Genomic DNA, 21,024 nt, shown 5'->3' with positions numbered 1-21,024 from the left:
GGGCCCGGAAGAACTCCGGGCCCGCGGCGCATGGCGCGGTGATGCTTAGATCTTGCCGACCAGGTCCAGCGACGGCGCCAGGGTCTTCTCGCCTTCCTTCCACTTGGCCGGGCACACTTCGCCCGGGTGGCTGGCGACGTACTGCGCGGCCTTGACCTTGCGCAGCAGCTCCTTGGCGTCGCGGCCGATGCCGCCGGCGGTGATCTCGACGATCTGGATCTTGCCCGACGGGTCGATCACGAAAGTGCCGCGGTCGGCCAGGCCCGCTTCCTCGATCATCACTTCGAAGTTGCGGCTGATCGTGCCGGTGGGGTCGCCGACCATGGTGTACTGGATCTTCTTCACCGCGTCGGAGGTGTCGTGCCAGGCCTTGTGCGCGAAGTGGGTGTCGGTGGACACCGAGTAGATCTCCACGCCCAACTGCTGGAACTCGGCGTAGTTGTCGGCCAGGTCTTCCAGTTCGGTCGGGCAGACGAAGGTGAAGTCGGCTGGGTAGAAGAACACGACCGACCACTTGCCCTTCAGGTTGGCGTCGGTGACTTCAATGAACTGGCCGGCCTTGAGGGCCTGGGCCTTGAACGGTTTCACTTCGGTGTTGATCAGGGACATCGTTGCTTGCTTCCCGTGGTGGTTGGAGGATGGAAGAATGCTACGGCCTGCGATTTCATAAATCTAATTGATTGTCGACATGGTTGCGATTGGCCGTGGCTATCGTTCGGCCATCCATGATGGTGAGGCCGGGCGGGGCAGCTTCAAGGCCCCGCCGCCCGGCCGCGCCACGTGCGAGGAGTTACGGCGCGGCCGCGAGCCGCTCGCGCAGTTGGTGGTCGACCACCGTGGCGGTGACGATGTCGCTGCCCACGTTCACCGTGGTGCGCATCATGTCGAGGATGCGATCGACGCCGATGATGATGCCGATGCCCTCCGGCGGAATGCCGAAGGTGGCCAGCAGGCCGGCGATCATCGGCAGCGAACCGCCCGGGATGCCGGCCACGGCCACCGCGCTGAGCACCGACAGCAGCATCAGGATGGCCTGGTGGCTCAGGGTGAGTTCCACGCCGAACGCCTGGGCCACGAACAGCACCACGCAGCCCTCGAACAACGCGGTGCCGCTCATGTTCATGGTGGCGCCCAGTGGCAGCACGAAGCCGGCCGTGCTAGGCGCCAGCTTCAGCTCGTCGTGCGCCACCGCCAGCGAGGCGGGCAGGCAGGCGTTGCTGGAGCTGGTCGAGAACGCGGTGATCAGCAGCGGCCGGATCTGCCGGAAATACTCCGGTGGCGAGCGCCCGGCCAGGAAGCGCAGCCACAGCGACATGGTGCCGAACAGGTGCAGCGCCAGCGCCACGGCGCAACCGACCACGAACACCGAAAGCGCCAGCAGCACGTCCACGCCAACCTTGACGATCACGCTGTAGATCATCGCCGGCACCGCGTACGGCGCCAGTTCCAGCGCGAAGCCGACGATCTTCGTCATCAGGTCGGTGATGGTATCCAGCGCGACCTGCACGCGCTTGCGCTCCTTCTCGCGCAACTGGGTGGCGGCCGCGCCGACCAAGATCGCGAACACGATCAGCGGCAGCACGTCGCCCAGCGCGTCGCGGCTGGGGCCGGCCACCGCGCCGAGCAGGTTGCGCGGCATGAACATCTCCACCAGCGTGCCGAAACTCATGCCGGGCTGGGCCGCCTTCCTGTCGATCGACTGCTGCGCGCTGCCGCCATATTCCTGCATCAGCTGGATGCGCGCCTGCTCGTCCAGGTGGTGGCCCGGCTGCACCGTGTTCATCATCGCCAAGCCGATCGCCACGGCGATGCCCATATTGAGGAAGAACAGCAGGAAGGTCCGGCCAGCCAGCGGGCCGAGCCGGTCCAGCCGGCCGAGCTGGGCCACGCCGGAGGCCAGCGAGGTGAACACCAGCGGGATCACCACGAAGAACAGCATGCGCAGGAAGATCTGCCCGAACGGGTCGAACACCGCGCCGGATACTTTTTGCATCAGTGCCAGCGTGGGCGGGTGCAGTTGGCCGATGCCCAGCGTGACCACGGCGGCCAGCACGCCGATCACCAGGCCCCAAAGGATGCGTTTTGCGAGAGGAGTCGATGTGCTCATCCGGCTGAATGTACGGGGTGGCGGCGGATTCGTCACGCAGGAACTTGCGTCGCGGCATGGGCTCAGCCGGGCCGGTGCCGTGGCGGCTCGTCGCGCATGGCGGAAGGTCCAATCCCGGCCACGGACTGGCATGGGCTAAAATGACCGCTTTGATGGAGGCCACATGACACAGCCAGCATCTCCCGGCGCACGTTTTCGCGCCGCCGTCGCCGCCGAACAGCCCCTGCAGGTGATGGGCGCGATCACCGCCTACGCCGGCCTGATGGCCAAGCGGGTCGGCTACAAGGCGTTGTACCTGTCCGGCGGCGGCGTGGCCGCCAATTCGCTGGGCATGCCGGACCTGGGCATCAGCACGATGGAAGACGTGCTCACCGACGCGCGGCGCATCGTCGATGCCACGCAGCTGCCGCTGCTGGTCGACATCGACACCGGCTGGGGCGGCGCCTTCAACATCGCGCGCGCGATCCGTTCCTTCATCAACGTCGGCGTGGCCGCGGTGCACATCGAGGACCAGGTCGGCCAGAAGCGTTGCGGCCATCGTCCGGGCAAGGAAGTGGTGCCGAAGGAGGAGATGGTCGATCGCGTGAAGGCGGCGGTGGATGCGCGCACCGAGCCGGGCTTCGTGATCATGGCGCGCACCGACGCGGCGGCAAAGGAGGGCATCGACGCGGCGATCGAGCGCGCGGTGGCCTACGTCGAGGCCGGCGCCGACATGATCTTCCCCGAGGCGATGAGGACGCTGGACGACTACCGCAAGTTCAAGGCCGCGGTGAAGGTGCCGATCCTGGCCAACCTCACCGAGTTCGGCTCCACCCCGTTCTTCACCACCGACGAATTGCGCGAAGCCGGCGTGGACATCGCGCTGTACTGCTGCGGCGCCTACCGCGCGATGAACAAGGCCGCGCTGAACTTCTACGAGACCGTGCGCCGCGAAGGCACCCAGAAGAACATCATCGACACCCTGCAGACGCGCGAGCAGCTGTACGACTTCCTCGGCTACCACGCCTACGAGGACAAGCTCGACTCGCTGTTCTCGCAGAAGGGCTGACCACCATTGCGGTAGGAGCCCGCTTGCGGGCGATGCTCTGCCTTCGGGGTGCACCAGAGCAGGAGCATCGCCCGCAAGCGGGCTCCTACCGAAATCGAAAGAACAAACCTGCACCCTGGAGATTTCCGATGAGCGAACAAGTCCTGCCCAAGGCCAAGAAATCCGTCGCCCTGTCCGGCGTGGCCGCGGGCAACACCGCGCTGTGTACGGTCGGCCGCAGCGGCAACGACCTGCATTACCGCGGCTACGACATCCACGACCTCGCGGCCAGGGGCTGCTTCGAGGAAGTGGCCTACCTGCTGGTGCACGGCGTGCTGCCGAACTGGACCGAGCTGCAGAACTACAAGGCCAAGCTGAAGCGTCTGCGCGGCCTGCCGGCACCGGTGAAGGCGGCGATGGAGCTGCTGCCGGCGGCGACCCATCCGATGGACGTGCTGCGCACCGGCTGCTCGGTGCTCGGCACCGTGCTGCCGGAGAAGGACGACCACAACGTCACCGGCGCACGCGACATCGCCGACCGCCTGATGGCCAGCTTCGGCTCGATGCTGCTGTACTGGTACCACTTCAGCCACAACGGCAAGCGCATCGAGACCGAGACCGACGACGACTCGATCGCGGCGCACTTCCTGCACCTGCTGCATGGGCGCAAGCCGAGCGACCTGCACGCGCAGTCGCTGGACAAGTCGCTGGTGCTGTACGCCGAGCACGAGTTCAACGCCTCGACCTTCGCCGCCCGCGTCATCGCCGGCACCGGTTCGGACATCTACTCGGCGATCACCGGCGCGATCGGCGCGCTGCGCGGGCCGAAGCACGGCGGCGCGAACGAGGTGGCGATGGAGATCATCGCGCGCTACCGCAACGCGAACGATGCCGAAGCCGACATCCGCGCCCGTGTCGAGAAGAAGGAAATCATCATCGGCTTCGGCCACCCGGTATACACCGTGTCCGACCCGCGCAACGAGATCATCAAGGAAGTCTCGCGCAAGCTGTGCACCGACGGCGGCAACCCGACCCTGTTCGACGTTTCCGAGCGGATCGAGAAGGTGATGGGCGAGCTCAAGAAGATGTTCCCGAACCTCGACTGGTTCTCGGCCAGCGCGTACCACATGATGGGCGTGCCCACCGCGATGTTCACGCCGCTGTTCGTGATCGCGCGCACCTCCGGCTGGAGCGCGCACGTGATCGAGCAGCGCCAGGACGGCAAGATCATCCGCCCCAGCGCGAACTACACCGGCCCGGAAGACCAGGCCTACGTGCCGATCGACAAGCGCTGAGCAGGGACTTTCCTGATACGCGAACGGGAGCCGCAAGGCTCCCTTTCCGTATCGGGGACGAAAAAATTCTTGAACCGAAACTGACTCGGCGCATGGCCACTTTCGGCCACGCGGAGCGCAGGGTTCTCGTGCCGTATCACTCCGGTTACAGGGTGTAAGCATCGTGTTGCCGGGTCGTCCGATGTCGCCGGGCGAAGCCGCCGCGCGGTTGGCCGGCATGGCGACAGGGAACCATGTTGCAGCGGTGAGTCAGCTCCCGGGTTCATGAGAATGAACCGGACTATCGTCCGTTGGTCGACTTGTCGCCCAGTGGGCTGATTTTTCTACGGTTCGCGCCGACGCAGACGGGGCTTTCCGAGTGGCCCGGGATTTGCGTCGAGGTGTTTGCTGCAAAGCAGGCAAGAAACAGGGGGCTGCCGCTGCAGTTGCCGACCGGCTCTGGCTTCTACGCGCTGCAGCCGGGAGTGACCTGGCTGTTCCCGTCCGACCCGGTGGTGTTCTTCGGCAACCTCAGTTACCTGCACGACTTCCCGCGCCACCATGTCAGCCGCACCGTGCTGCTCGGCGGCAAGGAGCCGCTGGGCACGGTGCAGGTGGGCGATATTGCCGACGTCAGCGTTGGCATGGGGCTGGCCCTGAACGACAAGGCGTCGATCAGCATCGGCTACAACCAGAGCTTCCTCGGCATCACCAAGCAGAACGGCAAGACCGTGCCCGGTTCGGCCAGGAGCGTGCTGGGCACCTTGCTGATCGGCGGCTCCTATCGCTTCAGCGACAGGCGCAGCATGAACTTCACGCTCGGTGTCGGCGTGACCCGCGATACGCCCGACGCCACCGTGACGGTCAGGGTGCCGATGATGTATTGAGATCGGCTGCGTGATGTCCGTCGGGCGCGGCCCGGTGTCGAGGCATCCGGCGCGCCTCAGCCGGCGGACAGCTTCAGCAGGCGTCGGCGGCGGCGTTGCACCAGCCAGCCGCCGCCGCAGATGCCGATCACCGCCAGCGCGTCCAGCGCGTACTTCGCCCAGGCGTGCGCATCGAACCAGCCGCTGAGCAGATGGTCGTGGGCGATCATGCGCCCGGCCGTGATCGCGATCGCCGCGGCGCCGATGTACATGATGATGGGGAAGCGGTCGATCAGCTTCAGGATCAGGGTCGAGCCCCAGACCACCAGCGGCACGCTGATCAGCAAGCCGAGGATGACCAGCAGCAGGTGCCCCTTCGAGGCGCCGGCGATCGCCAGCACATTGTCCAGGCCCATCAGCGCGTCGGCGGCGATGATCGTGCGCAACGCACTCCAGAACGTGTTGCCGGCCTTGATGTCCGGGCCGTGCTCGTCGCCGTGGTTCAGCAGCTTCCAGGCGATCGGCAGCAGCAGCACGCCGCCGGCCAGCATCAGTCCCGGCAGCTTCAGCAGGTAGACCACCACGGCGGTCAGCGCGAAACGGACTGCGACGGCACCGAACGTGCCCCAGAACACTGCCTTCTTCTGCAGTTCCCGGGGCAGGCGACTGGCGGCCATGGCGATGACGATGGCGTTGTCGCCGGCCAGCACGAGGTCGAGCAGGACGATGGCCAGCAGGCCGGAGAAGAAGTCGGGAGCAGTGAAGTTCATGGATGTTTCCGTGCGCGTCGGACGATGCAGTGGCCACGGGCGCGCGCGGCCCGTGGCCACCGCAAAAGTCTCGTTCGCAGGACAACTGCCGGGTGACCGGAGCGATGCTTCGCTCGTGTTGACGATCACTGCACCGCGGCGGACAAGCCTGCCGCGGGAACTACTCCCTTTTGGGCGAGCGGGAATTGTCGGGGCGCGGCATGGTCGCGGTCAAGCGACGCACGGGAGATCCTCGCTCCCGTAGTCGGCTAAAATGGCGGTTTTCCCGCCGCGAGATTTCATCATGAGTGCGCACGACATCCGTTCCGCCGTCCGTCCCGATCCCGACCAGCCGCTGGTCGACATCGCCGATTACGTGGTCGACTACCAGATCGACTCCAAGGAGGCCTACGACACCGCGCGCTACATGCTGCTGGACTCGCTGGGCACCGCGATGCTGGCGATGAAGTTTCCCGAATGCGTGAAGCACCTCGGCCCGCTGGTGCCGGGCGCCACGCTGCCGGGCGGTGCACGCGTGCCGGGCACCAGCCACGAGCTGGATCCGGTGCAGGCCGCGTTCGCGATCGGCACGCAGATCCGCTGGCTCGATTTCAACGACACCTGGCTGGCGGCCGAGTGGGGCCATCCGTCTGACAACCTCGGCAGCATCCTGGCGGTGGGCGACTACCTCAGCCGCAAGGCGGAGCGCGAAGGCAGCCGGCCGCTGACCGTACGCGACGTACTGGGTTACGCCATCAAGGCGCACGAGATCCAGGGCTGCTACGCGCTGCTGAACAGCTTCAACCGGGTCGGCCAGGACCACGTGATCCTGGTGCGGCTGGCCTCCACTGCGGTGGCCACCGCCATGCTCGGCGGCGACAAGGAGCAGATCACCACCGCGGTGTCGCACAGCTGGATCGACAACGGTGCGTTGCGCACCTATCGCCATGCACCGAACACCGGCCCGCGCAAGAGCTGGGCCGCCGGCGACGCCTGCCGCCGCGCGGTGACCCATGCGATCAACGCGGTGTATCGCGGCGTGGTCGGCTATCCGTCGGCGCTGTCGGCGAAGACCTGGGGCTTCTACGACGTGGCGTTCAAGGGCAAGCCGTTCGAATTCGAGCGCCCGTTCGGCAGCTACGTGATGGAGAACGTGCTGTTCAAGATCAGCTACCCGGCCGAATTCCACGCGCAGACTGCGGTGGAATGCGCGATGAAGCTGCACGACGAAGTCGCCGGCCGACTCGACCAGGTCGCGAAGATCGTCATCGAGACGCAGGAAGCCGGTTGCCGGATCATCGACAAGACCGGACCGCTGGCGAACTACGCCGACCGCGACCACTGCATCCAGTACATGGTGGCGGTGCCGCTGATCTTCGGTCGGCTGGTGGCCAGCGACTACAACGACGAGGTAGCTGCCGATCCCCGCATCGACGCGCTGCGCGACAGGATGACGGTGGTCGAGAACCCGCAGTTCACGCGCGATTACTTCGATCCCGCCAGGCGCTATATCGGCAATTCGGTGCAGGTGTTCTTCAAGGATGGCAGCAGCACGGAAAAGGTCTCGATCGATTATCCGATCGGCCATCGCACGCGCCGCGCCGAGGGCATTCCGGTATTGCTGCGCAAGTTCGAGGCGGCCATGCGTGGCCATTTGCCGGCGCATCAGGTCCAGGCAATCATGGCGGCCGCGGAGAATCCGGCACGACTGGATGCAATGCCGCTGCATCATTTCCTGGGACTCTTCACATTGTAAAGACGACGTGAGTGGAAGATTAAGGCGGGGACGGAGTCGATTTGGAGGCTGTGTCCCTGCCACCCGTCTGCCATTCCGGCGATGTACGAACGCGACGACTGCATACACCCGGCCGGCACGGGTTTTTCCGAAGGATTCGGGCGTGCGCAAGCCAATGAGCTTTCCTGAACGGAGCTTCACCGGCAAAGGGTTCATTAGCGGTTGAAGCATTTCCTGCTTAACGATTTTGCTACAATCCCCGCCGCTTGCCGCATAAACGCCAAGCAGGGGCTATCGAAAGCTCTGAGTGACGTAGTTCAGTTCTGACGCGCGACTTCCGGTTAGGGTTGAACGGACGCGAAACCTAATAAATGAGGAGACACCTGATGAAACGTAAGGGCTTGTATTTTCTGATTGCGCTGGCCCTGGGCGGCGTAGGTGCCGTTCATGCGCAGGACACGGCTGCTCCCGCCGCTACCGAATCGGCTACCTCGTCCTCCTATGACGGGCGCTGGTATATCGCACCGACCGTGGGCGGTTATTACAACGATACCGACCGCAATACCAATAGCCGCCAGTTCTATTATGGCCTGGGCGTGGGTCGGTTCATTTCGCCGAATGCGTCGATTGATCTTTTCGCGGACCGCACCAAGCGCGATCGCGATTCCCAGGTCGGCGGCGGCAATTGGTCCAATAATGCCGTTGGCGCCGCCGTGCGTTTCTATGCGGGCGACTGGAACGCCTGGCGTCCGTACCTGCTGGCCGGCGTGATGGGCAGCAACCATCATTCGCGCGGTGACAGCGGCTGGTCCCCGGCGGCCGAACTGGGCGGCGGTGTGTCCAAGACGATCACCGACAGCTCCGACGTGCGCATCGAAGCCGGCTACCGCTACGACTGGGACAACAAGACCCAGCCGGCGCAGGACGGCTATGGCGACTGGTTCCTCGGCTTCAGCATCGTGTCGCGCTTCGGCGCTCCGGCTGCCGCCGCCCCGGCTCCGGTTGCGGCAACCCCGCCGCCGGCCGACTGCTCCACGAAGGACAGCGACGGCGACGGCGTCAATGATTGCGAAGACAAGTGCCCGGGCACGGCTGCCGGCACGATCGTCGGTCCGGATGGCTGCCCGCAGAAGGTCGTGATCGACCTGCGTGGCGTGAACTTCAAGTACGACCGCCCGAAGAAGGGCGAGACCGACATCTCGAAGTCGCTGGCCGAGCCGAGCGCCGATTCGATCGCCGTGCTGAACCAGGCCATCGACACCTTGCAGCGCTACCCGCAGGTGAAGGTGACGGTTGCCGGCTACACCGACTCGAAGGGCACCGACGAGTACAACCAGGCCCTGTCCGAGCGTCGCGCCTCGATCGTCTACAACTACCTGACCAGCCACGGCATCGCTGCCAGCCGTCTGGAAGGCCCGATCGGCCATGGCGAGAGCAACCCGATCGGTGACAACGCCACCGATGCCGGTCGTGCGCAGAATCGTCGCACGGAGCTGCAGGTTCAGCAGTAATCGGATCGCGGCAACACGCAATGAAAAAACCCGGCTTCGGCCGGGTTTTTTTTACTCGTCAGCCATCGATGCATGGTGCGCATCCTTGTCGTGCCGTGGTCGTGACCGATACGCTAGCGCGATGCCCCGTCCGCCTCCTTCTCGCGCTGTGCCTTCTGCTGCGTCCGTGCAGCCACCACGGCATGGGTTGGCCCGCGTGCTGTCCAAGCTGGGTGCCTGCTCGCGCAGCCAAGCCGAACAGTGGATCCGTGCCGGTCGCGTCAGCGTGGACGGGCGGGTGGTGCGCGATCCGTACCAGCCGACCTTGATCGATCGGCAGCAGGTTGCCGTCGATGGCCAGCCGGTGAAGTCGGCCGAATACGTCTATGTCGCCTTCAACAAGCCGCGCGGACTCGTGGTCAGTGCGGCCGACGAGCATGGCCGCGCCACCGTGTACACCGCGCTGGCGGCCGCCGGCCTGCCGTGGCTGGGGCCGGTGGGGCGGTTGGACAAGGCCAGCGAAGGCCTGCTGCTGCTGAGCAATGACACCACTTGGGCGGCCGGCATCACCGATCCGGCCACGCACCTGGACAAGACCTACCACGTGCAGGTGGCCGGCCAGCCGGATGCCGCGGTGCTGGCGGCGATGCTGACGGGTATCCACGAGGGTGGCGACCTGCTGAGGGCGCGCCGGGTCACCTTGCTGCGTGCGGGCGAGAAGAATGCCTGGCTGGAGGTGGTACTCGACGAAGGTCGCAACCGGCATATCCGCCGGTTGCTGGCGGCGCTGGGCTTCGATGTGCTGCGGCTGATCCGGGTGGCGATCGGGCCGCTGGTCCTGGGCGAACTGGTGAAGGGCCAGTGGCGCCGGCTGGGTGCCGACGAAGTGGGCGCACTCGACGCCCGCAAAGGCCGAGTGCCGTCCCTGTAGCGCAGGCATCGCCCGTCGCTCTTGCTGTCAAAAGCCGGCGGGCCGTGCCGTTGCGAAATGATGCAATCGTCAGCCGCCGATCACGCCCAGCTTCCGGGCCACCGTGGTGAAGGCGGCGATCGCGCGGTCGAGATGCTCGCGGGTATGCGCCGCGCTCATCTGCGTGCGGATGCGCGCCTGACCCTGCGGCACTACCGGGTAGAAGAAGCCGGTGACGTAGATGCCTTCCTCCAGCAGCGCAGTGGCCATCGCCTGCGCCTTCGGCGCGTCGTAGATCATCACCGGCACGATCGGATGCACGCCCGGCTTGATGTCGAATCCGGCGGCAGTCATCCGTTCGCGGAAGTAGCGCGTGTTTTCCTTGAGCTTCTCGCGCAACTCGCCGGCGCTGGAAAGCATGTCGAACACCTTGATCGCGGCAGCCACCACGTGCGGCGGCAGCGAGTTGGAGAACAGGTAGGGGCGCGAGCGCTGGCGCAGCAGCTCGATCACTTCCTTGCGGCCGGTGGTGAAGCCGCCCAGCGCACCGCCGAGCGCCTTGCCCAGCGTGCCGGTGAAGATGTCGATCTTGTCCATCACGCCGTTGACCTCGGCCGAGCCGCGGCCGCTGTCGCCGAGGAAGCCGGTGCAATGGCATTCGTCGATGTGCACCATGGCGTCGTATTTCGCCGCCAGCGCGGTGATCTGGTCGAGCTTGGCGATGAAGCCGTCCATCGAGAACGCGCCGTCGGTCGAGATCAGCTTGGTGCGCGCGCCGGCCGCGTCGGCCGCCTGCAGCTGTTGCTCCAGGTCGGCCATGTCGCTGTTGGCGTAGCGGTAGCGTTTGGCTTTGCACAGACGGATGCCGTCGATGATCGAGGCATGATTCAACGCGTCGGAGATCACCGCGTCCTGCTCGCCGAGCAGCGGCTCGAACAGGCCGCCGTTGGCGTCGAAGCAGGCGGCGTAGAGGATGGTGTCCTCGGTACCGAAGAACGCGGCAATCTTCGCTTCCAACTGCTTGTGCAGGTCCTGCGTGCCGCAGATGAAGCGCACGCTGGCCATGCCGAAACCGTGGCTGTCCAGCGCATCCTTGGCGGCCTGGATTACCGCAGGATGGTCGGCCACGCCGAGGTAGTTGTTGGCGCAGAAGTTCAACACCTTGCGGCCGCCTTCCAGCTCGATCTCGGCGGATTGCGGCGAGACGATGATGCGCTCGGCCTTGAACAGGCCCTGGTCGCGGATGGCGTCGAGTTCGCTGGCGTAGCGCGCCTTGGCTGAGTAGCTCATGGGGGATTCCGGCCGGTGGGCAAAGCGCTATTTTGACCGTTTGGCGCCGTGCTGGGAAGGAAGCCACGGCGCCGGCGCCTGCGCGCGCTACTGCTTCAGGCTGAAATCCACGCGCGTGGTCTTGCCCTTGTCGTCGATGCCCTGGGCGTCGAGCTTCGGTTCCTGCAGCGACACGCGCGTGTCGTCCAGCTTGCCCGCCAACCAGGCCTGCACCGCGGCGGCGCGGCGCTCGGCCAGCGTGCGCATGGCCTTGGCATCCACCGGCACGTTGGTTTCCATCAGGCTGCGCATCTCGTCCGGTTCGAGCGACTTCTTCAGGCCGAGGAAGTTGCGCGGCTTGTCCTGGATGTCGTCGTGGCGATAGGCGCGCCGGAGGTACTTCTCGTATTCGTCCGGGGTGACGTTGACCGCGGCCAGCGCCGCATCCGAGGTGTCGGCGTTCTTGCCCGCAGTGTCCAGCGCCTTCTCGCGGCGCACCAGGTTGTCCACCGTGACCTTGCGCAGGCCGTCCTGATCCTTGCCCGGGTCGACCCGGCCGATGATGCCGAGCTTCAGCGAGGGCTTTTGCTGCAGCAGCGCCACGACCTTGCCCAGGCGCTCCTGCGCCTTCGCGTCGAGCACCGCCGAGCCCGGCGCGAACTCGACGTAGCCGAGGTCTTCATGGCTGCCGCCGAAGGCGCCGGCCAGCAGGCGGAACGGCGCGGTGGCGGCCTTGGCGATCAGGTTGCCGATGGCGCGCCAGATCAGCCCGCCCAGGCTGAACTGCGGGTCGTCCAGCGAGCCGGACACCGGCAGGTTCACGTCGATGTTGCCCTGGGTGTCCTTGAGCAGCGCCACCGCCAGCTTCACCGGCAGGTGCTTGATGCCCGGGCTCTCGTTGCGCGCACCGAAGGTGAGCTGGGTGATGAAGATGTGGTTGTCCGCATCGAGCTTGCGCTGATCCAGCACGTAGTGGACGTCCATGTTGAGCTTGCCGGCGGTGATCGGGTAGCCGGTGTACTTGGTGGAGTAGGCGGCAAGGTGGGTGAGCTCCACCTCGTTGGCCTTGCCCTTGATGTCCAGGAACGCCACCGGCTGCAGCGGGTTGATGCTGCCGTCGATGTCCACCGGCGAGTCATCGTCCAGCGCCGCCTGCACCGACAGCTCGGCCGGCGGATCGCCCGGGGTGGTGCCGAACGCGCCGATCCGGCCGGTGAGCTTGGTGAGGTTGGCGGAGTAGTTGGGCTTGATGAAGTTGTCGGTGTAGTTGAGCTGGCCGTTGACCAGGGTGATGCCGCCGATATGGATGTCGGCCGGGGACGCCGCCGGTGCCGCGGCTGCCGTGAGCGACGTGCCGGTGGCCGCCGCCGGTGCAGGCGTCGCGGGCTTCGGCGGTGGCGCGGTCGGCGTGGCGGCGGCGCGGGTCACCGACACCGGCGCGGCCTCGGGCGAGGCGACCACGTCGGACAGGTTCAGCTTGCCGTCCGCGTTGATGATCATGCGCGCGTAGAACGAGGTGAGCGTCAGCGTGCCGACGTGCACGCGCGGCGGGCCATGGCCGATCTCGGCGTCGAGGCTGGAGGCGCTGAGCGTGCGCCAGCGCAGGAAGTCGTCGCCGCTGAGCTTGTCCTGCACGCGCACGCGTTCCAGCGCGGCGTTGCCGCGGTAGCGCAGCGTCGGCGTGTCGCCACGGCCGTCGTAGTGCAGCTTGCCGTTGCTGGTGAGCCTGGCGTCGGCCACGCTGACATTCAGCGGCACGCTGATGTACGGCTCGAAGCGGGCGATGTCCAGCCGCCGGGTGTCCAGCTGCAGGTCGGCGCCCAATGGCGAGGGGCGCAGCGTGCCGGCGGCGGCGAACGTGCCGCGGTCGATGGCGCCTTCCAGCTTGAACGGGCGGGCCTCGCCCAGCTTGTCGCCGAGATTGTCGATGCCGCCCTTGAGCGATTTCAGCTGCACGGCGACGGGTTTGGCGCCGGCGGCTAGGTCAGTGAAGTCGAGCGCAGCATCGTCCAGGCCGAGGTGGGCGATGTTCCAGTGCCAGGGCGGTCCGGGATCCGCTGCGGCCTTGCGCTGGTTGCCCGGTGCCGCCAGCAGTTCCAGCAGGCTGATCGCGCCGTTGCGCTGGCGCCGTACCTTCAGGTCGAGCTTGCTGGCGGTGACCGTGCCCAGCTGCGCCTGGCGGTCGGCCAGGTCGACCAGGCGGATCTCCGCCTGCAGCTGGTGCCAGGCCAGCGGGACGCCGTACTCCTTCGAGGCTGCCTCGAGCACGAAGTTGCTCACCGTGGTGCGCGCATCGGTCAGCTGCACGTTGACGGCCTTGCCCCAGTCGAGCCGCAGCTGGCCATCGGCGTCGAGCTTGCCCTGGGTCACTCGTGCGGCCATCGGCGCCGCCGCCGCCTGCAGCGGGGCCACGTCCACTTGGCTGAGGGCGAGATGGGCCGCCAGCCGGCCGGCGGCCAGATCCAGTGTGCCCTTGGCCGACAGCACGCCGCCGCCGAGCCGGGCAGCCAGGTCGATCCGGCCGACCGGTGCCGGTTGCAGGCTCAGGCCCTGCAGGCTGCCGTGCAGATTGTCGATGGCCAGTTCGTGCTGCGTGGCGTCGGTGTAGCGGATGGCGCTGTTCGTCAGCGCCAGCGAGGCGATGCGCAGGTCGGTCGGCGTCGCCTTGGCGGCGGAGGCGGCCGGTGCCGGGCCGACGGCGAGGCTGTCGAAGTTGCTGTGGCCGCCGGCGCCCCGGGTGTAGTGCAGCCGGGCCTGGTCCAGCCGCAGCGCGCCCAGCCGGTAGCGTGAGAGCAGCGGTTGCACGTCGGCCAGCTCGGCACTGCCATTGCCGAGTTCGAAAATCGGATCGCCGTGGTTGCTGGCCAGTGCGAAGTCATCCAGCTGCAGATGGCCGGTCAGCTGCAATTGCGGCGTGGGTTGGGTCTGCACGAAGTGCAGGTCCAGCTTGCCGCCGAGCCGCCCCTTGCTGATGGCCAGCGGCAGCGGTGCAGGGGCGTAGGCCAGGTAGCGCGGCAGGTCCAGCTGCTCGAACTGGAAATGCACGACCGCTTCGCGGGTATCGGCGAACGGCCTGGTCTGGCCGTCGATGTGCAGCGGGCTGCCGTCCACCTTCATGGCCAGCAGCGGCTGCACGAACACGTCGGTGTCGCTGGGCAGGTTGGCGATGAAGGGGATGCCCAGTTCCAGTTGCTCGACGTGGTGGCTGGCCTTGCCCAACTGGTCGTCGAACCGGAGGTCGCCCGCGTGCACGGCGATGTTGGACAGCGAGAAGCGCGCCGGCGGCGCCTCCGGGTCCGCGGGTTTCGAGGCGTAGCGTTCCAGCAGATCGGTGAAGTTGAAGCGCCCGTCCGCCGTGCGCACGATACGGATCTGCGGGTGCTGCAGGCGCAGTTCGTCCAGCACCGGCGCCCGGCGCAGCAGCGAGGTCCACGAGGCGTTGATCACCGCCTGGTCGACGTCTATGAACGGCGAGCGGCCGTCGCGGTCGGCGATGTGCAGGCGGTCCAACTGCAGGCGCAGGGTGTAGGGGTTGAAGTGCACCCCGCCCAGCGTCACCGGCCGTGACAGGGCCGCGCTGGCGCGCTTCTCGATCTGGGCGCGGATGATCGGCGGGGCGGCGAAGAAGCCGAGCAACCCGAACACCACCAGCACGATGGCGGCGATCAGCGCGGCCTTGCGTGCATGCTGCGAGCGGTACAACTGCCGGGCCTTGTCGCTGGCCGCCGCCAGGCGGGCACCTGCCATGGAGCGAAGGGCGTTCATGCGGACTTTCCGGTGGCGTCATGGACCGGCGGCACCCGCCGGGCACTTCCTGCAGCCGGCAGCGACCGGCCGCAGGAAGTTTACGCAGATGCCGTGAAACTGGCGACGGCAGGCGGCTGCAATCGTCCGCGCTCGTTCAGCTCCAGGAGCAGACCACCTTGCCGCACTTGCCCGCGTCCATCAGGTCGAAGCCCTTCTGGAAGTCGTCGATGTGGATCTGGTGGGTGAGCACTTTTTGCAGCGGGAAGCCGGTGAGCACCATCTGGGTCATCTTGTACCAGGTCTCGTACATCTTGCGGCCGTAGATGCCCTGCAAAGTGAGGCCCTTGAAGATCACCTTGTCCCAGTCGATGCCGGCGCCCTTGGGCTGGATGCCGAGCAGGGCGATCTTGCCGCCGTGGTACATGCAGTCGAGCATGTCGTTGAACGCGCGCGGGTTGCCGCTCATTTCCAGGCCCACGTCGAAGCCTTCCATGTGCAGGTCCTTCATCACGTCCTTGAGTGACTGGTTGGCCACGTTGACCACGCGGGTGGCGCCCATGTCGGCGGCCAGCTTCAGGCGGTAGTCGTTGACGTCGGTGACCACCACGTTGCGCGCACCCACGTGCTTGGCGATGCCGGCGGCGATGATGCCGATCGGGCCGGCGCCGGTGATCAGCACGTCCTCGCCGATCAGGTCGAACTCCAGCGCGCAGTGCGCGGCATTGCCGTAGGGGTCGAAGAACGCGGCCAGCTCGGAAGGGATCTGGTCCGGGATCGGCCACAGATTGGAGGCGGGCATGGTCATGTACTCGGCGAACGCGCCGTTGCGGTTCACGCCGATGCCGACCGTGTTCGGGCACAGGTGCTGGCGGCCCGCCCGGCAGTTGCGGCAGTGGCCGCAGACGATGTGGCCCTCGGCGGAGACGCGGTCGCCGACCTTGTAGCCGGTGACGCCCGGGCCGACCTCCACGATGCGGCCGACGAACTCGTGGCCGATGGTCAGGCCCGGCTTGATCGTGCGCTGGCTCCACTCGTCCCACTTGTAGATGTGCAGGTCGGTACCGCAGATCGCGGTCTTCTCGATCTTGATCAGCACCTCGTTCGGGCCGACCTCGGGCAGCGGCACTTCTTCCATCCAGATGCCCTGCTCGGGCTTGCGCTTGACCAGGGCTTTCATCGTCTGCGGCATGGGGAATCCATCGGTGGGCCCGCGATGCGGGCGGGGAAACAGCAATTATAGAGCGCGGCCGTGGGCGACCGCTGCCGGACCGGGATCTTGCCGGCGGCACTTGGGCAAACTATGGTCGCAAGTTTATGCGATGGCGCCGAGGGTCGGTTCGATGCGATGGAAAAGGATGCTGTGGTCCACTGCGGTGGCGATGTCGTTCAGTCCGCTGGCACAGGCCGACGAGGGCATGTGGATGCCGTCGCAGCTGCCGTCGATCGGCCGGCCATTGAAAGCCGCCGGCTATCGAGGTGACCCTTCCGCGCTGGCCGACCTGACCCGGCCACCGCTCAGCGCGGTGGTCAAGGTCGGTGGCGCCACCGGCGCCTTCGTCAGCGAGCAGGGCCTGGTGCTGACCAACCACCACGTGGCGTTCGGGGTGATCCAGTACAACAGCAACGCGCAGCGCAACCTGATCGAGCAGGGCTACGTGGCGACCGACCGCAGCGAGGAGCTGCCGGCCAATCCCGACTTCCGCCTGCGCGTCACGGTCGGCTTCGAGCAGGTCACCGACCGGGTGCTGACCGATGCCCGCGGCAAGACCGGCCGCGCCTACTACGACGCGGTGGACGCGGCGGGCAAGGCGCTGGTCGCCGCCTGCGAGCGCGAGGACGGCATGCGCTGCAGCGTCGCCACCCTGTTCTACGGCCGCGACTTCTACCTGGTGAAGCAGCTGGAGCTGCGCGACGTGCGGCTGGTCTACGCGCCGCCGCGCGCGATCGGCAACTACGGCGACGAGGTGGACAACTTCATGTGGCCACGCCACAGCGGCGACTTCACCGTGCTGCGCGCCTACGTCGGCCCCGACGGCAAGCCGGCGGATTACTCGAAGGACAATCGGCCGTACACGCCGCCCGAGCATCTCAAGATCGCCCGCGAAGGCGTCAACGAGGGCGACTTCGTGATGCTGGCCGGTTATCCCGGCATCACCTACCGCCATCGCAGCGCCGCCGAGTTCGCCGACCAGGTGCAGTGGCGCCTGCCCGCATCGGTGGCGGCGATGAAGCAGTTGCAGGAGGTGATCGAGGACGCCGGCGAGAAGGATGCACAGGCAAAAATCCGCTACGCCTCGCAGCTGCAGTCGCTGAAGAACAACATCAAGCGCTTCAGCGGCGAGCTGGAAGGCCTCAAGCGCAGCGACGCGGTGGCGGTGCGACAGCAAGACGAGGCGGCGATGCTGGCCTGGCTGGACAAGCAGGGCACGGCGAAGGCACTGCGCCCGCAGATCGACGCGGCGATGGCGGCGATCGCCGCGGGCAACGCCAGCCGCGAGCGCGATCTGTTGCTCGGCCTGCTCCAGTCGCAGACCCAGCTGCTGCGCTCGGCGCTGCGCCTGCAACGGCTGGCGCATGAGCGCGGCAAGCCCGACGCCGAACGCGAGAACGGCTACCAGCAGCGCGACGAGGAGCTGATCGCCAGCGGCCTGCGCCAGGTGCAGCGCCGCTACGATCCGGCGGTCGAGAAGCGCCTGCTGACGGCGCTGCTGACCCGCTATCAGCAACTGCCCGCCGCGCAGCACGTGGCGGAATTCGATGCCGCGTTCGGCCGCACCCCGACCGAGCTGGCGACCACGCTGGATCGGGTCTACGCCGCCACGGCACTGGGCGACGAAGCGCAGCGCCTGCGCTGGATGGACGCCGACGCCGCGGCGCTGGCCACGGCCGACGACAGCCTGCTGCAACTGGCGGCGAAACTGCAGCCCGCGCTGCTGCGCATCGACGACGAACGCAAGGCGCGCGAAGGCGACTTGCTGCGGCTGCGCCCGGCCTACATGCAGGCGCTGATCGCCTATCGCGAGCAGCAGGGCCGCGCGGTGTATCCGGATGCGAACGCCACCCTGCGCGTGAGTTACGGCAAGGTCACGGCGCTGAAGGCGCGCGACGCGGTGGGCTACGCGCCGCTGACCAGTACCGCCGGCATCGTCGAGAAGAACACCGGCGTGGCGCCGTTCGATGCACCGAAGCCGCTGCTGGACGCGATCACCAGGGGTGACTACGCTGGCTATCTGGACCCGAAGTCCGGCAGCATGCCGGTGAACTTCCTCAGCAACCTCGACACCACCGGCGGCAACTCCGGCTCGCCGGTGCTGAACGCGAAGGGCGAGCTGGTCGGACTCAACTTCGACAGCAACTGGGAGGCGGTCAGCGCCAGCTGGATGTTCGACCCGCGCTACAAGCGCGCGATCCACGTCGACCTGCGCTACATGCGCTGGCTGATGGACAAGGTCTATCCGGCGCACTGGCTGCTGCAGGAACTGGGCGTGCCGGCCGGCTGAATGTCGCAGGCATGACTTGCGGCATATGCCGCGGTCAGCCGGCTCGGGCATAAGTCGCAAGTTATTGCGTCACTGTTGCCGGCTTCCCGGAGCCGGCTTTCATCAGGAGATTCCCGTGCGTCGTCTATTGCTCGCTGCCGCCGTATCCGTCGGCCTCATCTCGTCCGCCCATGCCGTCGAAGGCATGTGGCAGCCCGCCCAACTACCGGGCATCGCCGCCACGCTGCAGCAGCACGGCCTGAAGCTGGACCCGAAGACGCTGACCGACCTCACCGCCTACCCGATGGGCGCGATCGTGAGCCTGGGCGGCTGCACCGCCTCCTTCGTCTCGCCCGAAGGCCTGGTGGTGAGCAACCACCACTGCGTCTACGGCGCGTTGCAGCTGAACTCCACGCCGGAAAACAACCTGATCGAGCAGGGCTTCCTGGCGAAGACGAAGGCCGACGAACTCTCCGCGGGCCCGTCCGCGCGCATCTTCGTCACCGAGGAAATCCGTGACGTCACCACGGCGACCACTGCCAAGCTCAATGGCGGCATGAGCGGCGCCGAGCGCTACAAAGCGATCGAGCAGGCGATCAAGCAGCAGGTGAAGGCTTGCGAGAGCGACGGCTACCGCTGCGACGTCTACACCTTCCATGGCGGCTACAGCTACCAGCTGATCAAGCAGCTGGAAATCAAGGACGTGCGCCTGGTCTACGCGCCGCCGGAATCGATCGGCAAATTCGGCGGCGACGTCGACAACTGGATGTGGCCGCGCCACACCGGTGACTTCGGCTACCTGCGCGCCTACGTCTCGAAGGACGGCAAGTCCGCCGCCTTCTCGAAGGACAATGTGCCATACCGGCCCAAGCACGTGCTGAAGGTGAACCCGCAGGGCGTGGAAGCAGGCGACTACGTGATGGTGGTCGGCTACCCGGGCCGCACCAACCGCTACCGCCTCGCCGACGAGGTGCAGAGCTCGATCGACTGGGTCTACCCGACCCAGATCAAGGTGTACGAGCACACGCTGAACATCATCAACACCGCCGGCAAGGCCGATCCCAAGGTGGCGGTGAAGTACGCCAGCATGGTCGCCGGCCTCAACAACTACCTGAAGAACTTCGGCGGCCAGCTCGAAGGCCTGCATCGCGCCGACGCGGTGGCGGTGAAGCGCGCGCAGGAAGCGCAGCTGGAGGCCTGGCTGAAGCAGCAGGGCGGCGCTGGGAACGCCGCACTGGCGGCCGACATCGGCAAGTTGCGCCAGCAGATCGCCGCCGACCGGGCCAATCGCGAACGCGACCTGGCCATTGGTCTGGTCAGCCGCGCCTCGCTGTTCAGTACCGCGGTGCGCCTGACCCACCTGGCGAAGGAGCGCCCGAAGGCCGACCTCGACCGCGATACCGGCTACCAGCAGCGCGACTGGGTGCGCATCGAGGGTGGCTTGAAGCAGATGGATCGCCGTTACGACCCGGGCGTCGATCAGCAGTTCATGGTCTACGGCCTCACGCGCTACGTGGCGTTGCCGCCGGCGCAGCGCCTGCCCGCGCTGGACGCGTGGCTGGGCGGGGCGAACACCGAGGCGGCGATCAAGGCGAAGGTCGCGGCGCTGTATGCCGGCAGCAAGCTCGGCAACGTCGACGAGCGCATGAAGTGGTTCGGCGCCGACAGCAAGGCGATCGACGCCAGCGACGACAGCATGCTCAGGCTCGCCCGCGCGGTGCAGCCGCAGCTGAAGACCCTGGAAGACGAATCCGATGCCCGCGCCGGCGAGATGAGCAAGCTGCGCCCGCGCTACATGCAGGCGATGATCGCGTGGAAGGACTCGCAGAAGCTGCCGGTCTACCCGGACGCGAACAGCTCGCTGCGCGTCACCTTCGGCAATGTGCAGGGCGTGGCGCCGCGCGACGGCGTCAGCTACGCGCCGTTCACCACCGCGCAAGGCATCGTCGAGAAGGACACCGGCATCGAGCCGTTCAACTCGCCCAAGGCCGAGCTGGCCGCGATCAAGGCGAAGGTGTTCGACAGCTATGCCTCGCCGAAACTGGGCACGTTGCCGGTCAACTTCCTGGCCGACCTGGACATTACCGGCGGCAACTCCGGCTCGCCGGCGATGGATGCGAATGGCCAACTGGTCGGCCTGGCGTTCGACGGCAACTGGGAGTCGGTCAGCGGCGACTGGCTGTTCAATCCGCAGCTCAACCGCTCGATCCAGGTCGACGTGCGCTACATGGTGTGGGTCATGCACCACCTCGACCACGCCGACAACCTGCTGAAGGAAATGGGCGTGCCGGCGAAGTAAGCCGCTCGTTCGCGCCAGCACCGGGACCCGCGTCGACGACGCGGGCCTCTTGCGTTGCGGCAACCCTTAAAC

Annotated in this window: 14 protein-coding genes; 8 read left to right on the top strand and 6 right to left on the bottom strand. The window is 66.8% G+C overall.

All coding sequences use genetic code 11. The annotated features are described in order from the left end of the window. Positions 1–45: 45 nt before the first annotated feature. Together ahpC and RHOOR87_RS0101180 are read right to left on the bottom strand one after the other, a co-directional pair. Complete coding sequence (ahpC, locus tag RHOOR87_RS0101185) at positions 46–609, bottom strand: alkyl hydroperoxide reductase subunit C (protein ID WP_007509885.1); 564 nt, start codon at positions 607–609, stop codon at positions 46–48. Between the two features lie 181 nt (positions 610–790). After that, a complete protein-coding gene (locus RHOOR87_RS0101180) occupies positions 791–2,107 on the bottom strand; it encodes a dicarboxylate/amino acid:cation symporter (protein ID WP_015447468.1) in 1,317 nt (438 codons plus the stop codon). A 163-nt stretch (positions 2,108–2,270) separates the two neighbouring features. Here RHOOR87_RS0101180 and prpB point away from each other — a divergent pair, with 163 nt between their 5' ends. From prpB to RHOOR87_RS0101165, 3 genes are all read left to right on the top strand, one after another. Then, on the top strand, positions 2,271–3,155 hold the full coding sequence (gene prpB, locus RHOOR87_RS0101175) for a methylisocitrate lyase (RefSeq protein ID WP_007509881.1): 885 nt from the start codon (positions 2,271–2,273) through the stop codon (positions 3,153–3,155). A gap of 128 nt (positions 3,156–3,283) precedes the next feature. Continuing rightward, on the top strand, positions 3,284–4,429 hold the full coding sequence (gene prpC, locus RHOOR87_RS0101170) for a 2-methylcitrate synthase (protein WP_015447469.1): 1,146 nt from the start codon (positions 3,284–3,286) through the stop codon (positions 4,427–4,429). A gap of 380 nt (positions 4,430–4,809) precedes the next feature. Continuing rightward, the gene (locus tag RHOOR87_RS0101165; protein WP_231381693.1) at positions 4,810–5,295 is read left to right on the top strand and encodes a hypothetical protein; all 486 of its coding nucleotides are present in this window, start codon (positions 4,810–4,812) and stop codon (positions 5,293–5,295) included. 56 nt (positions 5,296–5,351) lie between these two features. Here the strand turns inward: RHOOR87_RS0101165 and RHOOR87_RS0101160 are convergent, their stop codons facing one another. Beyond that, on the bottom strand, positions 5,352–6,044 hold the full coding sequence (locus RHOOR87_RS0101160) for a TerC family protein (protein WP_007509875.1): 693 nt from the start codon (positions 6,042–6,044) through the stop codon (positions 5,352–5,354). Positions 6,045–6,327: 283 nt separating this feature from the next. Here RHOOR87_RS0101160 and RHOOR87_RS0101155 point away from each other — a divergent pair, with 283 nt between their 5' ends. From RHOOR87_RS0101155 to RHOOR87_RS0101145, 3 genes are all read left to right on the top strand, one after another. After that, on the top strand, positions 6,328–7,779 hold the full coding sequence (locus RHOOR87_RS0101155) for a bifunctional 2-methylcitrate dehydratase/aconitate hydratase (RefSeq protein ID WP_027483991.1): 1,452 nt from the start codon (positions 6,328–6,330) through the stop codon (positions 7,777–7,779). Positions 7,780–8,144: 365 nt separating this feature from the next. After that, a complete protein-coding gene (locus RHOOR87_RS0101150; RefSeq protein WP_007509871.1) occupies positions 8,145–9,269 on the top strand; it encodes an OmpA family protein in 1,125 nt (374 codons plus the stop codon). A gap of 121 nt (positions 9,270–9,390) precedes the next feature. Further along, a complete protein-coding gene (locus RHOOR87_RS0101145) occupies positions 9,391–10,179 on the top strand; it encodes a pseudouridine synthase (protein WP_027483990.1) in 789 nt (262 codons plus the stop codon). A 69-nt stretch (positions 10,180–10,248) separates the two neighbouring features. Here RHOOR87_RS0101145 and kbl read toward each other — a convergent pair whose 3' ends face one another. The 3 genes from kbl to tdh form a co-directional block, all read right to left on the bottom strand. Further along, positions 10,249–11,448 (bottom strand): glycine C-acetyltransferase, encoded by a 1,200-nt coding sequence (gene kbl, locus RHOOR87_RS0101140; RefSeq protein WP_027483989.1) that lies wholly within the window; start codon positions 11,446–11,448, stop codon positions 10,249–10,251. Between the two features lie 87 nt (positions 11,449–11,535). After that, on the bottom strand, positions 11,536–15,192 hold the full coding sequence (locus RHOOR87_RS0101135) for a DUF748 domain-containing protein (protein WP_027483988.1): 3,657 nt from the start codon (positions 15,190–15,192) through the stop codon (positions 11,536–11,538). Positions 15,193–15,328: 136 nt separating this feature from the next. Next, positions 15,329–16,363, bottom strand: coding sequence for an L-threonine 3-dehydrogenase (gene tdh, locus RHOOR87_RS0101130; RefSeq protein WP_015447474.1), 1,035 nt, complete (start codon positions 16,361–16,363; stop codon positions 15,329–15,331). Positions 16,364–16,493: 130 nt separating this feature from the next. Here tdh and RHOOR87_RS0101125 point away from each other — a divergent pair, with 130 nt between their 5' ends. Together RHOOR87_RS0101125 and RHOOR87_RS0101120 are read left to right on the top strand one after the other, a co-directional pair. Beyond that, positions 16,494–18,674 (top strand): S46 family peptidase, encoded by a 2,181-nt coding sequence (locus tag RHOOR87_RS0101125; RefSeq protein WP_027483987.1) that lies wholly within the window; start codon positions 16,494–16,496, stop codon positions 18,672–18,674. A 115-nt stretch (positions 18,675–18,789) separates the two neighbouring features. Beyond that, positions 18,790–20,952 (top strand): S46 family peptidase, encoded by a 2,163-nt coding sequence (locus RHOOR87_RS0101120; protein ID WP_027483986.1) that lies wholly within the window; start codon positions 18,790–18,792, stop codon positions 20,950–20,952. Positions 20,953–21,024 lie beyond the last annotated feature (72 nt).

It is taken from the genome of Rhodanobacter sp. OR87 (genome assembly GCF_000473345.1).
GTDB lineage: Bacteria > Pseudomonadota > Gammaproteobacteria > Xanthomonadales > Rhodanobacteraceae > Rhodanobacter > Rhodanobacter denitrificans.
Note: the sequence above shows the minus strand (reverse complement) of the source record. Positions and strands in the feature narration are given on the sequence as shown.

Coding starts and splice junctions, on each gene's coding strand:
- ahpC (WP_007509885.1), bottom strand. CDS start 609: ATGTCCCTGATCAACACCGAAGTGAAACCGTTCAAGGCCCAGGCCCTC.
- RHOOR87_RS0101180 (WP_015447468.1), bottom strand. CDS start 2,107: ATGAGCACATCGACTCCTCTCGCAAAACGCATCCTTTGGGGCCTGGTG.
- prpB (WP_007509881.1), top strand. CDS start 2,271: ATGACACAGCCAGCATCTCCCGGCGCACGTTTTCGCGCCGCCGTCGCC.
- prpC (WP_015447469.1), top strand. CDS start 3,284: ATGAGCGAACAAGTCCTGCCCAAGGCCAAGAAATCCGTCGCCCTGTCC.
- RHOOR87_RS0101160 (WP_007509875.1), bottom strand. CDS start 6,044: ATGAACTTCACTGCTCCCGACTTCTTCTCCGGCCTGCTGGCCATCGTC.
- RHOOR87_RS0101155 (WP_027483991.1), top strand. CDS start 6,328: ATGAGTGCGCACGACATCCGTTCCGCCGTCCGTCCCGATCCCGACCAG.
- RHOOR87_RS0101150 (WP_007509871.1), top strand. CDS start 8,145: ATGAAACGTAAGGGCTTGTATTTTCTGATTGCGCTGGCCCTGGGCGGC.
- RHOOR87_RS0101145 (WP_027483990.1), top strand. CDS start 9,391: ATGCCCCGTCCGCCTCCTTCTCGCGCTGTGCCTTCTGCTGCGTCCGTG.
- kbl (WP_027483989.1), bottom strand. CDS start 11,448: ATGAGCTACTCAGCCAAGGCGCGCTACGCCAGCGAACTCGACGCCATC.
- RHOOR87_RS0101135 (WP_027483988.1), bottom strand. CDS start 15,192: ATGAACGCCCTTCGCTCCATGGCAGGTGCCCGCCTGGCGGCGGCCAGC.
- tdh (WP_015447474.1), bottom strand. CDS start 16,363: ATGCCGCAGACGATGAAAGCCCTGGTCAAGCGCAAGCCCGAGCAGGGC.
- RHOOR87_RS0101125 (WP_027483987.1), top strand. CDS start 16,494: ATGGCGCCGAGGGTCGGTTCGATGCGATGGAAAAGGATGCTGTGGTCC.